We start from the raw sequence: 13,471 nt of genomic DNA on the forward strand, positions 1-13,471 counted from the left end.
TACGACCTCATCCTCGAAGAGTTCGGCGAGTCCGCCATCGATGAGATGGAATCGGACGAGTGGATCGACATGCTCATCGCCGAGTGAGCAACCCCCACAGGCAATGCCGGCCCCGTCGTTCTAGCGCCGGGGCCGGCACCGTTTGTTCAACCCCGGCCGCTTCCCTCGTCCGAGGCACGAACGATACTAGAACATATATTCTATACACGCCAATCATGAAAGCAATCGGTTCTGGGCAGCAAGATCGCCAGCCCGGAGAGGGCTGGCGAGGGGTCTCGAAAAGCTAAGGTTCACGAGACACCAACCCGAGGGGTCGGCCGCTGCGGACGACCTGGGCGGCAACGGTCCGGAAACTGTCTTGTGAACGCGTATCGCCGACATTCGTCTCAGTCGTGATGCTCCTGGGGGTTGTCGAGGCGTACGGGCCGGCATGAGGCTCCTCGGGTACACGGGTGTCGGCGGTGCAGTGCGTGATCGTGCTGGTGGCGGCGAGGTTGGCCGTGTGCGGCCGTCTTGCTAGAGTTGTGGTGTAGCCGCCCCATCGCGGTGGGGTTGGAAGTGAGCCGCAGGATTACTCGCCGGACGACGAGGCCTGCGGCTCGCGTCGCCTCTTCAGTCATACGTGGTGGAGCTCGACGGCGTTGCCGAGAGCGGCGAGGTAGTCCGCGTTGCCGACACGGGACTGCACGACGGCGCCGCAGACGATGTCGGCGACCGCCAATGCCGGCTCTGTCCGTCCGATCGCGTGGTCGATCCGCAGGCCTGCGGAAACGACCTTCTGGGCACGAAACTTCTGCAGCAGGTCGGTGTCGCTGCGGTCTCGTGGTCCGCGGGACTCGAAGGTGATCCGGCTGCACGGCATGTCGGCGAGGTTCGGCAAGAGATACTCGAGGCACTTGCGGCGGTGGCGCCGATCAGCGGCGCCGGACTCGCTGCGGACGACGACGAACCCGGCCACCGGCAGGGCGGCGACGGCGTCGATCAGGTCCTGGCGGCGGGCATCGCTGCTGCCGTGCCAGTGCACCTTCTTCTCGCCGGGAAGGCGCAGCTCGCTCATCGCCGCGCGCAGCGCGGGTACGTCGTCGGCTTCGCAGAGTGCCACCGCGATGAGGTAGGTGCCGGGGTCACGGTCTGGCTGCGAGCCGCTCTCATCGGCCCACGCGGTGAGCACTACCGGTCGTGCTCTGTGGCCGCGGGGGGAGCATCAGCGGGTGGGGCAGCGTGGCGGCGTCCGCGGTTGCCGATGATCTCGGTGCCCGCGTCGAGGTCGATGCATAGGACGTCGTCGTCCATGCGGGCCGGGTACCGGCGCGAGATCGTCGTGTCGATGTCGTAGAACGCTGTGAACGCCGACCCTGCCACCATTACCGGGCCGGTGCCGGCGCTGCGCCCGGCGCCGCGTACCGCGTAGCCGTGCGGCACGTCGTCGCCGACGCCACGAATGCCGACGACACCGTCCTCGCGGTCGTAGAGCAGTTCCACGCACTCGGGCGCACCCATGAGCGTGTAGGCGGCGCGGTTGATCGAGATGACGCCGCGTTTCTGGATGCTCACCGACGGCGCACGCCGCAGGGATGTGTTGCGCTTGTCGAACACCTCGAATGCCATCTGCCACCTCCAGAAGGTGATGCTATCGCAGTCGCATGCACCAGTACCTATACGGCATCAACAGACGTCTAAGGCGGACGACGTGCGCGTGCTTGCAGAGCAGGAGAGACCGGTCTGCAGGTTTTCATCGCGTCCATCGTGCCTAACGCACACATATCGTCACATATCGACATTTGTCACCTTCTACGTGCTATAGAATGAGTGACGGATTATGTGACAGTGTCGAGTGCTCTGGCGCACTTGGCAAGGACTGTCATGTGAACGGTCGTATAAGTGACAGTGAGTGGAGGGGAGTGGTCGGCGGTGTGGGTGGGCTATGCGCGGGTGTCGAAGGACGACGGATCGCAGTCGACCGCTCTGCAACGCGACGCGCTCCTCGAGGCTGGCGTCGACGAGCGGGTGATCTATGAGGACCGGGCGTCGGGGGCGAAGGCCGACCGGCCGCAGTTGGAGGCGTGCCTGCGGTCGCTGCGTGCCGGCGACACTCTGGTGGTGTGGAAGCTCGACCGGCTCGGCCGGAGCCTGCGGCATCTGGTGACGATCGTCGAGGACGTCACCGCACGTGGCGTGGGGATCAAGGTGCTCACCGGTCAGGGTGCGGCGATCGACACTACGACGGCGTCGGGGAAGTTGGTGTTCGGGATCTTCGCTGCGCTGGCGGAGTTTGAGCGCGAGCTGATCTCCGAGCGGACCAAGGCCGGTTTGGCGTCGGCACGGGCCCGGGGGCGTCGGGGCGGGCGGCCGTACAAGATGACGCCGGCGAAGCTGCGCCTGGCGATGGCCGCGATGGCCGACCGGGACACGCACGTTGGGGCGTTGTGTGTGGAGCTCGATATCACCCGGCAGACGCTGTACCGGCACGTCTCACCGACTGGTCAGCTGCGGGACGATGGGCGCAAGCTGCTCGCCGAACGCACGATGTCCACATCGGCACGGACGAACCCGGCCAGTGGCTTACCAGATGCGGAGGCAGCCGAAGTTGCGGCTCCTGCCGACTCGGTTGATCCGTTGCGATGCCCCGGATGCGGGTATCGGCCGACTCGGTCGCAAGATCAAATAGTCCACCGCCAGGACCTGGACACCGTGTGGCTGCACCTCGAAGACGGTAGCGTACGCGAGGTCAGGCACTGTGCGCACTGCCAACCGCACGAGCGTGTCCGCGCTGTCACCTGCATGCGGTGCGGAGACGGGCCATTGCTCACTGGAAACATTGCTGATGCAGGCGAGATCCCCGGTCCGGTGCTTGCGTGGCTGCATCGTCACCAGTGGACGACCGCGCCGGAGCTCATCTGCGGCGACCACACATGATGGCGCCGCCGTGATGGAGATCCGGGGTGCGCGGGTGCTTGATCGACGGTAGGTTGCCTCTTGTCGATGTCACTGGCGGAGATGGTTATTGATCTGCTGCGCATAGTTGACTAGGAGCGGGACGGGCCAGTCTGGCATCTGTTGTCGTGTCGGCGGGTGCAGTGATACGGCGGCTGTGACGCCATAATCGTCGCAGAGTGCGTAGGCGACACCGGGGTGCGCGGAGCTGTGTCCGTTCCGATCGATGGAGACTCCGTGTGACTGTCGTATCCGGTGGAGTTCGCGATGCAGCTTGGGGCGTGTCCACGTGGCGTTGCCGGCACGGCTCGGAAGCTGACTGCGGACGATCTCATCAACAGCCTCTGGTGTCATCGCAGCGAGCATCGCTCGGCCCGCGACAGTCTGGAACGCTGGCCCGCTGTCGCCGACGTTGCATTGCAAGCTGGTGGGGCGGTAGACGCCGATCAGGTCGCGCACCACTACGTCAGAGCCCTCGATGCTCGACAGTGCCACGGTCATCCCAGTCCGCACATGCAGGCCAAGCAGGTGGGGGTTCGCAGTGCTGCGCAGCCGAATGTGATCGCTACCGTGGCCGCCGAAGCGTAGGGCACGATGCGCGAGTTGATAGCTGTTGCCGCTGTGTTCGAGCCAATCGAGGTGCACCAGAGAGTCAAGTATGCGGTGCGTTGTCGAGCGGGGAAGGTTAGTGCGCTGGACCAGGTCGTGCAGGGTCAGCCGCTCGCGCTTGTCCGCGAAGCTGCCGAGGATGACCGTCACACGCTCGAGTATTGACCGTGAGGGCTGTGGCCGCGGCGCATCACGGTTGGTCTGTGAATCAAAGCTGCGACAGTGTTCACTCTCCCGTATCGATCGGTCCGGTGGCTCCAGCACGTCAGGTGCAATTGTCATGCACGCTCGCTTTCCTGTTGCTCGTGCGGTGGTCTCGTGTTGACGCGGCCATGGGGCACGCCGCTTCGCGCTCACTTCTACGTGAGGCACCTCGGGCCCTCGCGCCCAGTGCATGCAACGTCAGGCGGTCAGATGCCGGCGTGCTGGGTCACGAGTCGGCCAGTCCGGAAAGCATCCGGACGACCACGTCCTTCGCCAACTCGTCGAGCCGGTCCGCCGGAATCCCGATCTCTTTGCTGACCTGGCTGCGGAATATGGCATATCCGAAGTTCATTACCGCTGTCATCGCATGCGCCACGACGGGGTCGACATCGGAGGACAAGTGACCTTCGCCCTGGTCGCGCTGGAGGTCGACCCTGCTTCGCTCGAGTTTCGGGAACAGGCGGACGTCCTCATCCCCGTCGAGCATCAATAGCGTGGTCAGCCTCAAGGCATCTTCGGCATTGATGGTCTCCGCGAAGACCCTCGCTCGTCGTTCCGCGAACGGCAACTCGCGATCCCCCTGGAAGAAAACAGGCGACTCCTCCCAGCGCTCCTCGGCGATCGCGGCCCGGAGCAGCTCGCGGCGAGAGCCGAAGTACTGATAAACCTGGCCCCGGTTCGCCTGCGCTTCGTCGGCCACTTCTCGGAGGTTCAGGCCCGCCAGCACTCCGTCGCGTTCGAGAAGCCGCCTGGCCGCGTCCAGCATCCGACGCTCAGTGCCCTGCCTATCGCGGTTCCTGCGCCGATCCGGGGCCGACACGGGTTCCGACGGCGACGGCTCACTCATGTTGCCTCCTCATGCTCTCGCAACGCCAACAGGCAACACACTTCTGTCGGCTTCGCACAGTTGATGCACGTCCAGGGTTGTGGTCCAGCATACAAACACGCTATCATTTCGTTACTAACGTTGTGTTAGTTTCTCGATGGGAGTCTCCATGCGTGTGAAACCACCGATTCGGCCCCGAGCTCTGAGGCCGCTCCGACTGCTCGTAGGACTTGCCCTCGCGGGCTCACTCGTCGCTTCATGCGCATCGGCGGACGGCGAGGCGAGCGGAGACTCCGATACCGCGGTGAAGGTCGAGCACGGGATCGTCGGCGACCAGCCCGAACCGGGGGCGCCCCGGGAGGGCGGCATGCTGACGATGGCTTCCTACACGAGCATCACCTCGCTCGATCCGGCGAAGACGCCCGCAATGGGGTCGACGGGCGGCACGGAGCTTGCGGCGATATACGACGTCCTCATGAGGTACGACGAGGACGAGGGCGAGTTTGCACCTCAGCTCGCCGAGTCTCTGGACGTGTCGGATGACGGCCTCGTGTCGACCCTGACGCTCCGCGACGGAGTCACCTTCAGCAACGGTGATCCCCTCGACGCCCGGTCCGTCACCTGGAGCATCCAGCGCTACAACGACTCCCACGGTGACGGGGCGCAGCTGTGGGAATCCATGGTCCAGTCCGTCGAGGCGACCGGTCCGTACACCGTCGTGTTCACCTTGCGTCAACCGTGGTCCGAGTTTCCGGCGATGCTTGCCGCAGGCCACGGGATGATCGTTTCGCCACGTTCCGTGGCCGGCGAGGACTTCGTTCCCATCGGCGCCGGCCCATTCGTCCTCGACCGCTTCGCGCCGCACGAGAAGCTCGAACTCTCCGCGCGACGGGATTACTGGGACGGTCCACCACACCTCGACTCGATCCGGTTCGTCGGCCTGACCGGGGATTCCGCGAAAGTGGAGGCGCTCAACGCCGGCGATGTCCAGCTTGCGTACCTCCGGTCACCACGAGTCATCCGCCAGGCGCGGGCGGACGACCGTGCCGGCTACATTCAGACGTATCCGCTGGCGAGTGTGCTCATGGTCAACAACAGCGTCGGTCGGCCCGGTGGTGACGTCCGGGTGCGCCGGGCCATCGCGCAGGCGATCGACCTGGATGCGTTCAACAAGCGCGTCGACGACGGCGATGGGCTCCCCGGGGCGCAGATTTTCCCCGAGTGGTCGCCACTCCACCCCGACGTTGAAGGCATCGCTTACGACCCGGACTCCGCAGCACAGCTGCTCGATGCTGCCAAGCGCGACGGGTACGACGGACACCTGAGCTTTCTGGGCGTTGCTGCTGCGAAGTCCCAGACAACCGCTCTGGCAGTGCAATCCATGCTTCAGGCGGTCGGGTTCACGGTGACCCTGGACCTCCAGGCCAGCGTCGCGGACGTAATAAAGAAGCTCAATGTCGACCGCGATTACGATCTCAGTTTCTCCGGAATCAGCCTTCCGGACGCGGCTCCGGTGAACAAGCTGACGAGGGCACTCCGAAGCACGTCGGACAGCAATTATCTGAATTACGATAACTCTGAGATGGACAGCCTGTTGAGTCGGCTGCAAAGCACCGATGCCGGCTCCGCCGCGAGACGGGAACTCCTGGGGGAGCTCCAGAACCTCGTGAATGACACGGTGCCGTTCGTCGCACTCGGGGCGGCACCGACGTTCACGCTCTGGTCCGACAGATTGTACGGCGTCGATCCCACTATCGACTCCATCCTCCTTTTCGGGAATGCCTGGATCGAACCGTGAGAAACGACTACCGCGTCGACCTGAACACTGAAGCAACACGCCGGATCACTTCGAACAACCGGAACCGAAATACCAAAACTGTCGTTGCGGGACGTGGAAGGTCCGCATCCTTTGCGGATACCGCGCCGCGTCCGAAAACTTGAACCAGCAATGAAGGAGTCCGAGAGAAATGACAGTTTCCGCATTGCACGGAATCCGTGTCCTTGATATCGCTTCGGTTATCGCAGCGCCCGTGGCGACGACGTTTTTGGCCGACTTCGGAGCAGACGTCGTCAAGGTCGAGGAACCGAGTGCCGGCGACTTCCTCCGAGGTTACGCTCGCAATCCGGGAGTTCGTTCGCTGCAATGGTCCCAGGAGGGAAGGAACAAGAAGTCCGTGACTCTCAATCTTCGAACACCTCGCGGGCAGCAGATCCTTCGTGAACTCATCCCACACTTCGACGTCGTCGTATGCAATCAAAGGCCGTCCACACTCGAAAAGTGGGGGCTGAGTCCTGTTGAGATGCAGACACTGAATCCGCGGGCAGTCCTGGTATTCGTCACCGGCTATGGGTTGACCGGCCCCAACCGTGATCGCGGCGCGTTTGACCGGATTGCAAGCGCGTTCGCCGGGTTGACCTATGTCAGCGGTGAGCCCGATCGGCCACCGGTACGCAACGGGTTCGCGATGATCGATTACATGGCGGCCTACCTGACGGCCTTCGCAACGGTCACTGCACTCTACCATCGAGACGCCAATGGCGGCTCGGGACAGATCATCGACTCTTCGCTTTATGAGGCAGGATTCCGCGCCAGCGAGGACGCGCTGCTCGCCTACACGTCGACAGGTGCCGTGCGAGAACGTAGCGGAAACACCAACCCCGCGCTAGTACCGGCAAGCGATTTCGACACGGCAGACGGCCGACGAATCGCCGTGCACGCCGGCACCGATCCACTGTTCCGACGTCTTGCACACGTCCTGGGCCGCTCGGAACTCGCTGATGATCCGCGTTATGCGACGCGCGCCGCTCGCGCAGAAAATCCCGAACAGCTTTACAAGATCATCGAAGGGTGGGCGTCGGAACGCAGCGCCGACGAGGCGGTCTCGGAGCTGACCGACGCGGGCATTCCGGCGTCCCCACTCATGAGCATCGCCGATATCGCTGCGGATCGACATTACCGTGAACGTGGGACGTTCGTAGAGGTGGACGATCCCGATTTTGGCACGGTGTCGATGGTCGCGCCGCTCCCGCACCTGAGCGCCACTCCGGGCAAGATTGCCAGTCTCGGCTGCGCCCTGGGCGCGAACACCGATGAGGTCTACCGGGACCTGCTCGGGCTCTCGAACGCGGATCTCGCGGAACTACGTGATGCCGAGGTGATCTGATGCCGATAGACATCGAAGCCGCCGTGACTGCGGAGCCCCCGGCGCAGACTCTGCGGTGGACGGAGCGCGACGTGCTTCTGTACCACCTGAGCATCGGCGCCGGAGCCGATCCAACTGCACCTGTCGAACAGCGCTGGGTCAATGAGCGACATCTCCAGGTGTTTCCGTCTTTCGCATTGGTCGCCGGCAAGGGGATCTCCGCAGTCTCCTCGCAGGGTCCGCAGGTGCTGCCCGGCATCGATGTCGCACCGGCGAAGCTCCTGCACGCCGGCCAATCCCTGGAGCTGCACCATCCGATATCGCCGAACGGGACCGCTCTGATCACTTCGCGTGTCACCCGGGTGTGGGATACCGCGAGCGCGGCGATCATCGAGATGCAGTCCGCTGCCACCAAGGAGAACGGCAGGCCTTGGTGGACGAGCACCGCCCGGGTCTGGGCCGGAGGCGAACGAGGGCGCACGGGGACGGCCCCTCCCCCGCAACGCACGGTACCGAGTCGTCCGCCCGATGTCGTACTCGACCGCAAAACCAGGGCAGACCAGGCGTTGCTGTACCGACTCAACGGTGGGATGAACCCATTGCACGTCGACCCGACGGTCGCACGGAACGCCGGTTTCGAACGTCCCACCATGCACGGGTTGGCAACCTACGGGATCGTCTACAAGGCGCTTGTCGACGAACTACTGGGCGGAGCGACCGAGCACGCGGGGAGCCTTTCAGTCCGCTTCTCCGACTTCCTGCTCCCTGGCGACAGTATTCGGATTTGCGTATGGATCGAGGCGACGGAGCTGCTGTTCTCCGCCACCTGCCCCGAGAGGGGGCACGCGCCGGTGTTGAAGAACGGAGCCCTGACGCTGGCGGCCGCCGCCCGATCGTCGCAGGCCGACTTGCTCGGCCAGGGCGCCATCGAGCGAAGGGTTGACAGATTAATGTCGCAGTCTTAAATTGGGTTCGTGACTTACAGCACTCCACAGCTGGCGCTCATCGAGGCGGCCGAGCGAATCGTCGCGGAACGCGGCATCGCCGCGTTGACGGTCAAGGACGTTCAGGTTGCGGCGCGCCAGTCCAACAGGTCGGCGGTCCGGTACCACTTCGGATCGCGGAACGACCTGCTCGAGGCGGTGCTCGACCTCCGGATGCGCCCGGTCGACAACAAGCGTCAGGAGATGCTCGACCGGATCGGGCGGTCCGGCGATCCGCCGCAGGCCCGCCAGGCGGTGGAGGCTCTTGTCCACCCCCTGGCGGCGGAGACGCTCGGCCGCGCGGACAGCCGCTACGCCCGGTTTCTCGTGCAGACCCTGTTCGATCCCGTACTCGCCGAGATCGCTCAGAAGCACCTCCGTGCCGAGAGCTTCCGCATGGTCCACAAACTGCTCATCGGCCTGTGCCCCGCAGGAGAGCCCGCCGCGAGCTGGCGGGCCGACAACATCGCGCAGCTCAACATGATCACACTCGCAACGCAGGAGGGGCGGGGTACACGACGGCCGGAGAGCGCCGCCGTCGTGGAGGACCTCATCACCAGCTGCACAGCACTTCTCACCGCACCGGCCCCCAAGGCCGGAGACTAACAGTCAGGAGAAACCCCATGACATATGCGATTCCCACCACGGCGATGCCCACGCCGACGGATCCGCTGGCGTGCTTCGGCCCCATCGTGGCGCCGCGTCTGGCCGCCGGAGTCGATGAACGGCCCTACGAGGGGTTCTCGCTGACACCGCATGCACCGACGATCGGCGCGGAGATCTCGGGAATCCGCCTGAGCGGAAACCTCTCCGACGCGGTCATGAGCGAGTTGCGTCGTGCACTTCTCGAGTGGAAGGTGCTGTTCTTCCGCGGGCAGAACATCAGCCGCGCGGAGCACCGGGCGTTCGCCGAGAAGTGGGGGGCGCTCGAACAGCATCCCTTCTACAAGTACACCCAGCCCGGCCAGACCGACGTGGACGTGGCGACCCTCGCCAAAGACGCCACCGCGGTCGGCGCCGAGAACATCTGGCACAACGACGTCACCTGGCATGAGCACCCGTCGTTCGCGGCGATCCTGAGGGCGGTGGAGATCCCCGAGGTCGGCGGCGACACCCTGTGGGCCGACACCGGCGCGGCGTACGACCTCCTTCCCGACGACATCAAGCAGCGCATCGACGGGCTCGAGGCCGAACACGACTGGATCAGGTCGTTCGGCTCCGGGATGCCCGCGGACGCGATCGAGTTGCTCCGGCCGCAGTTCCCGCCGGTGCGCCACCCCGTGGTGCGGGTGATCCCCGAGATCGGCCGGCGCGTGCTGTTCGTCAACGTCGCCTTCACCCAGCGGATCGTCGGCATGCCGGAGGACGAATCGAACGAGCTGCTGCGGCTGCTGTACCGCCACGTGATGCGGCCGGAACTGCAGGTGCGGCTGCGGTGGCAGCCCGACACCATCGCCATGTGGGACAACCGCGCCTGCCAGCACTACGCCTCCAGCGACTACTTCCCGGCCCGACGGGTGATGGACCGCATCTCCATCGTCGGAGACAAGCCCGTCGGGGTGCGGGGATGAGCCGCGCGGAGCGATCGGATTCCACGCTCATGACCGCAAAACGTGAGGCCGACGGCACACCTACGCATTCTGATCTGCCGTACCTGCTGGACACCCGCCGCAGCTGCCGGGCATTCGAACCGCAACCCGTCCCGCGCGGGACGATCGAGCAGATCCTGGCGTTGGCGCAGCGCACCCCCTCGTGGTGCAATACGCAGCCCTGGCAGGTGTCCATCACCGAAGGCGACGCGACCGACCGGCTTCGGGCGGGCCTCGCCGACCACGTCCGCTCCCAACCGCAGGAGCCGGACTTCGCCTTTCCATCCGAATATCGCGGCGTGTACCGGGCACGGCGCAAGGAATGCGCCATGCAGCTGTACTCCAGCCTGGGGATCGCCGACGGCGACCGGCAGGCGTCGGCGGCGCAGACGATGAAGAACTTCGCGCTGTTCGGCGCGCCGCACCTCGCCGTCATCACATCGGACGACGCCCTGGGGGTTTACGGCGCGGTCGACTGCGGTCTTTACGTCAACACGTTCCTTCTCGCCGCGCACAGCCTCGGTGTGGCGACGATTCCGCAGGCCGCGCTCGCCGGCTGCGCCCCGTTTCTGCGCCGATTCCTCGGTTTGGGGGACGACCGGCGGATCTTGTGCACCATCGCGTTCGGCTACGCCGACGTGGAACACCCGGCGAATGCGTTCCGCACGACCAGGGCCGACACCGGCATGGTCGTCGACTGGGTGTCATGACGGCTCCGACCGGTAAGGGCTCTTGCACATGACCGTCATCGAGCAACAACACGACAGAATCCTGGTCATCCGCCTGGAGCGGCCAGCCAAGCGTAACGCCATCGACCGGGCCATGACCGACGGGATCGACGCCGCGCTCAACCGGCTCGACGACGACCCGGACCTGTGGTGCGGGGTCATCACCGGCACCGCGGAGGTGTTCAGCGCGGGCACCGACCTCAGTGGCGGAACGGATCTGACCACCGAGCGCGGCGGCGAGTACGGGCTGATCCGCCGTGAGAGGGACACCCCGCTGATCGCAGCGGTGGAGGGTTACGCGCTCGGCGGCGGTTTCGAGGCGGCCCTGGCGTGCGACGCGATCGTCGCGTCGTCCACTGCGCAGTTCGGTCTCCCCGAGACGCGCCGCGGGCTCGTGGCCACTTCCGGAGCGCTGTTCCGCGCGGCGAACGCATTGCCCCCCAACGTCGCCCGCGAACTGCTCATCTCCGGACGCACCCTTGACGCAGACCGCGCATACGTGCTCGGCGTCGTCAACGAGGTGACCGTGGCCGGCTGCGCGCTCGACGGCGCGTTGGCCCTCGCGGAGGACGTCTGCCGGAGTTCGCCGACCGCCGTACGGGCGACGCTGCGCGCATTGCGGGCGCAGGCCGTCGACGACGACGCGCGCGGTTGGGCGGCGACGGAGAACGCCCTCGCCGAAGTGCTCGCCTCCGACGACATGAAGGAAGGACTCGCAGCCTTCCGTGACAAGCACCGGCCCCGCTGGAGTGGACACTGATCCGCCGCGATCCGCCTCCGATCACGGAGTGCGGCGGCCGAAGACACGATCGGAAGAGCAAAGGTTGAAACGACACATCACCGCACGCACCGCCAGAATGGCCGCGCTCAGCGCAGTGGCGGCCCTGCTGATGGCCGGTTGCGCCGACACCGGCACTCCCGATTCCTCCGCCGACCCCGCGACCACCGGCTGGGTCGGAGAACGCGCCGATGGTGGAACACCGTCCGACGGCGGAACCGTCTCTTATGCCACGTATCGCGGTGTGTCGAGCCTCGACCCTGCGGCACGTCAGGACGGCGGCGCCACGGGCGGCACCGAGATGGCCGCCATCTACGACCTGCTCATGCGCTACGACACCGAGGCGGGCGAGTACGTACCGCAACTCGCCGAGTCACTGCGCGCCGATGACGCAGACACGCGGTGGACGCTCACGCTGCGCGATGGACCCGAGTTCAGCGACGGCACCCCGGTGGACGCCGACGCCGTCGCGTGGAGCATCGCACGCTACGTGGAGAAGAAGGGCACACACGCGCAGGTCTGGCAGGCGAGCGTCGATGCCACCACAGTGCTCGATCCGCGTACGGTGCAGTTCACCCTGTCGCGCCCGTGGGCCGAGTTCCCCGCGCTGTTGGCGTCGGGGCCCGGGATGATCGTCGCGCCGTCGTCGGTCCACGGCGACGACTTCACGCCCGTCGGCGCCGGCCCGTTCACGGTGGCCGAGTTCAACCCGCAGAACGCACTGGTCCTGCGAGCGCGCAAGGACTACTGGGGTGGTGCGCCGCACCTGGACACGCTGCGGTTCCCCGCCATCGTCGAAGAGCAGGGCAAGATTGACACGCTCAAAGCCGGCGGCGTGCAACTGGCGTACGTGAAGAACGCCGAGACCGTCCACAGCGCGATCGCCAGCGGGCTGTCAGGCTGGAGCTACACAGCGAACATGTCCGGCGTAGCGCTGATCAACTCACGTCCCGACCGTGCCGGGGCGGACGAACGCGTCCGCAAGGCGATCGTGGCCGCCATCAACCCCGATACCTACAACAACCGCGTGCTCGGCGGATTCGGCGACCCCGGAAGCGCCATGTTCCCGGAGGGCTCGGAATGGTTCAGCGGCACGCAGCGTTCGGCATTCGACCCCGATGAGGCCAGGAGGCTCCTCGCCGCCGCCAAGGCCGATGGTTACGACGGCACACTCGTCTATGCGGGACAGAACGAGGCGAACGGCCGCAAGAGCGCGCTGGCATTCCAGGCGATGCTCGAGTCGGTCGGTTTCACCGTCGAACTCGCCCTGGCAAACAACATCAACGACCTGGTCAAGCGCATGTATGCCACGCACGACTACGACGTCGGGTACTCCGGATTCAATGTGCCGGACGACGCGCCGTTCGTCCGCCTATACGGCAACCTCTACAGCGACTCTCCCGCCAACCCCATGGGCTACGAGAACGCCGACATGGACCGGCTCCTGCTCGAAGTCCAAACCGCGCGCAATGAACAGGACAAACGCGCGGCTCTGGGACGGGTGCAGGACCTTGTCGACCGCACGGCACCGTTCGCGACGATCGGCTCCAGCCGCTCGTTCATCGCGATGAGCGACTCGGTGCACAACGTCACGCCGAGCCGAGACGGCATCATGCTGTTCGGCGACGCATGGGTCGAGCAGAGCTGACCTGCGCCGAATCCAGGCCGCAGGAAGAT

At 65.5% G+C, this 13,471-nt stretch carries 12 protein-coding genes and 1 pseudogene; 9 read left to right on the forward strand and 4 right to left on the reverse strand.

Annotated elements, in window-relative coordinates:
- Positions 1-616 precede the first annotated feature (616 nt).
- Together FO059_RS18055 and FO059_RS18060 are read right to left on the reverse strand one after the other, a co-directional pair.
- Positions 617-1,171 carry a DUF3800 domain-containing protein gene (locus FO059_RS18055; RefSeq protein WP_143910905.1) on the reverse strand — a complete coding sequence of 185 codons (555 nt, stop codon included), beginning with the start codon at positions 1,169-1,171 and terminating at the stop codon, positions 617-619.
- Entirely contained in the window at positions 1,171-1,608 is a 438-nt protein-coding gene (locus FO059_RS18060; RefSeq protein WP_143910906.1) for a hypothetical protein, read from the reverse strand. The genes FO059_RS18055 and FO059_RS18060 overlap by 1 nt, the downstream gene beginning before the upstream one ends.
- A 303-nt stretch (positions 1,609-1,911) precedes the next feature.
- On the opposite strand from FO059_RS18060, the pseudogene FO059_RS18065 reads away from it, so the two are divergent.
- Positions 1,912-2,517, forward strand: a pseudogene (locus FO059_RS18065) (recombinase family protein); the annotation flags it as partial.
- A 468-nt stretch (positions 2,518-2,985) separates the two neighbouring features.
- Here FO059_RS18065 and FO059_RS18070 read toward each other — a convergent pair.
- Positions 2,986-3,693, reverse strand: a complete 708-nt coding sequence (locus FO059_RS18070; RefSeq protein ID WP_168226668.1) for an IclR family transcriptional regulator — start codon at positions 3,691-3,693, stop codon at positions 2,986-2,988.
- Between the two features lie 280 nt (positions 3,694-3,973).
- Positions 3,974-4,594: a TetR/AcrR family transcriptional regulator gene (locus FO059_RS18075; RefSeq protein WP_143910908.1), complete on the reverse strand. Its 621-nt coding sequence runs from the start codon at positions 4,592-4,594 to the stop codon at positions 3,974-3,976.
- A gap of 283 nt (positions 4,595-4,877) precedes the next feature.
- Here FO059_RS18075 and FO059_RS18080 point away from each other — a divergent pair, with 283 nt between their 5' ends.
- The 8 genes from FO059_RS18080 (at position 4,878) to FO059_RS18115 (ending at position 13,442) form a co-directional block, all read left to right on the forward strand.
- Positions 4,878-6,371 (forward strand): ABC transporter substrate-binding protein, encoded by a 1,494-nt coding sequence (locus tag FO059_RS18080; RefSeq protein ID WP_168226669.1) that lies wholly within the window; start codon positions 4,878-4,880, stop codon positions 6,369-6,371.
- Between the two features lie 169 nt (positions 6,372-6,540).
- Positions 6,541-7,737: a CaiB/BaiF CoA transferase family protein gene (locus tag FO059_RS18085; protein WP_143910910.1), complete on the forward strand. Its 1,197-nt coding sequence runs from the start codon at positions 6,541-6,543 to the stop codon at positions 7,735-7,737.
- Entirely contained in the window at positions 7,737-8,681 is a 945-nt protein-coding gene (locus FO059_RS18090; RefSeq protein ID WP_143910911.1) for a MaoC/PaaZ C-terminal domain-containing protein, read from the forward strand. The genes FO059_RS18085 and FO059_RS18090 overlap by 1 nt, the downstream gene beginning before the upstream one ends.
- Before the next feature lie 9 nt (positions 8,682-8,690).
- Positions 8,691-9,305: a helix-turn-helix domain-containing protein gene (locus FO059_RS18095; RefSeq protein WP_233267128.1), complete on the forward strand. Its 615-nt coding sequence runs from the start codon at positions 8,691-8,693 to the stop codon at positions 9,303-9,305.
- Positions 9,306-9,322: 17 nt separating this feature from the next.
- Positions 9,323-10,270 carry a TauD/TfdA dioxygenase family protein gene (locus tag FO059_RS18100; RefSeq protein WP_143910912.1) on the forward strand — a complete coding sequence of 316 codons (948 nt, stop codon included), beginning with the start codon at positions 9,323-9,325 and terminating at the stop codon, positions 10,268-10,270.
- 29 nt (positions 10,271-10,299) lie between these two features.
- On the forward strand, positions 10,300-10,998 hold the full coding sequence (locus FO059_RS18105) for a nitroreductase (protein ID WP_143910913.1): 699 nt from the start codon (positions 10,300-10,302) through the stop codon (positions 10,996-10,998).
- A gap of 28 nt (positions 10,999-11,026) precedes the next feature.
- Positions 11,027-11,776 carry an enoyl-CoA hydratase-related protein gene (locus tag FO059_RS18110; protein WP_143910914.1) on the forward strand — a complete coding sequence of 250 codons (750 nt, stop codon included), beginning with the start codon at positions 11,027-11,029 and terminating at the stop codon, positions 11,774-11,776.
- 97 nt (positions 11,777-11,873) lie between these two features.
- The gene (locus FO059_RS18115) at positions 11,874-13,442 is read left to right on the forward strand and encodes an ABC transporter substrate-binding protein (RefSeq protein WP_143910915.1); all 1,569 of its coding nucleotides are present in this window, start codon (positions 11,874-11,876) and stop codon (positions 13,440-13,442) included.
- The last annotated feature ends 29 nt before the right edge of the window (positions 13,443-13,471 follow it).

The organism is Tomitella fengzijianii, from assembly GCF_007559025.1.
Classification (GTDB): domain Bacteria; phylum Actinomycetota; class Actinomycetes; order Mycobacteriales; family Mycobacteriaceae; genus Tomitella; species Tomitella fengzijianii.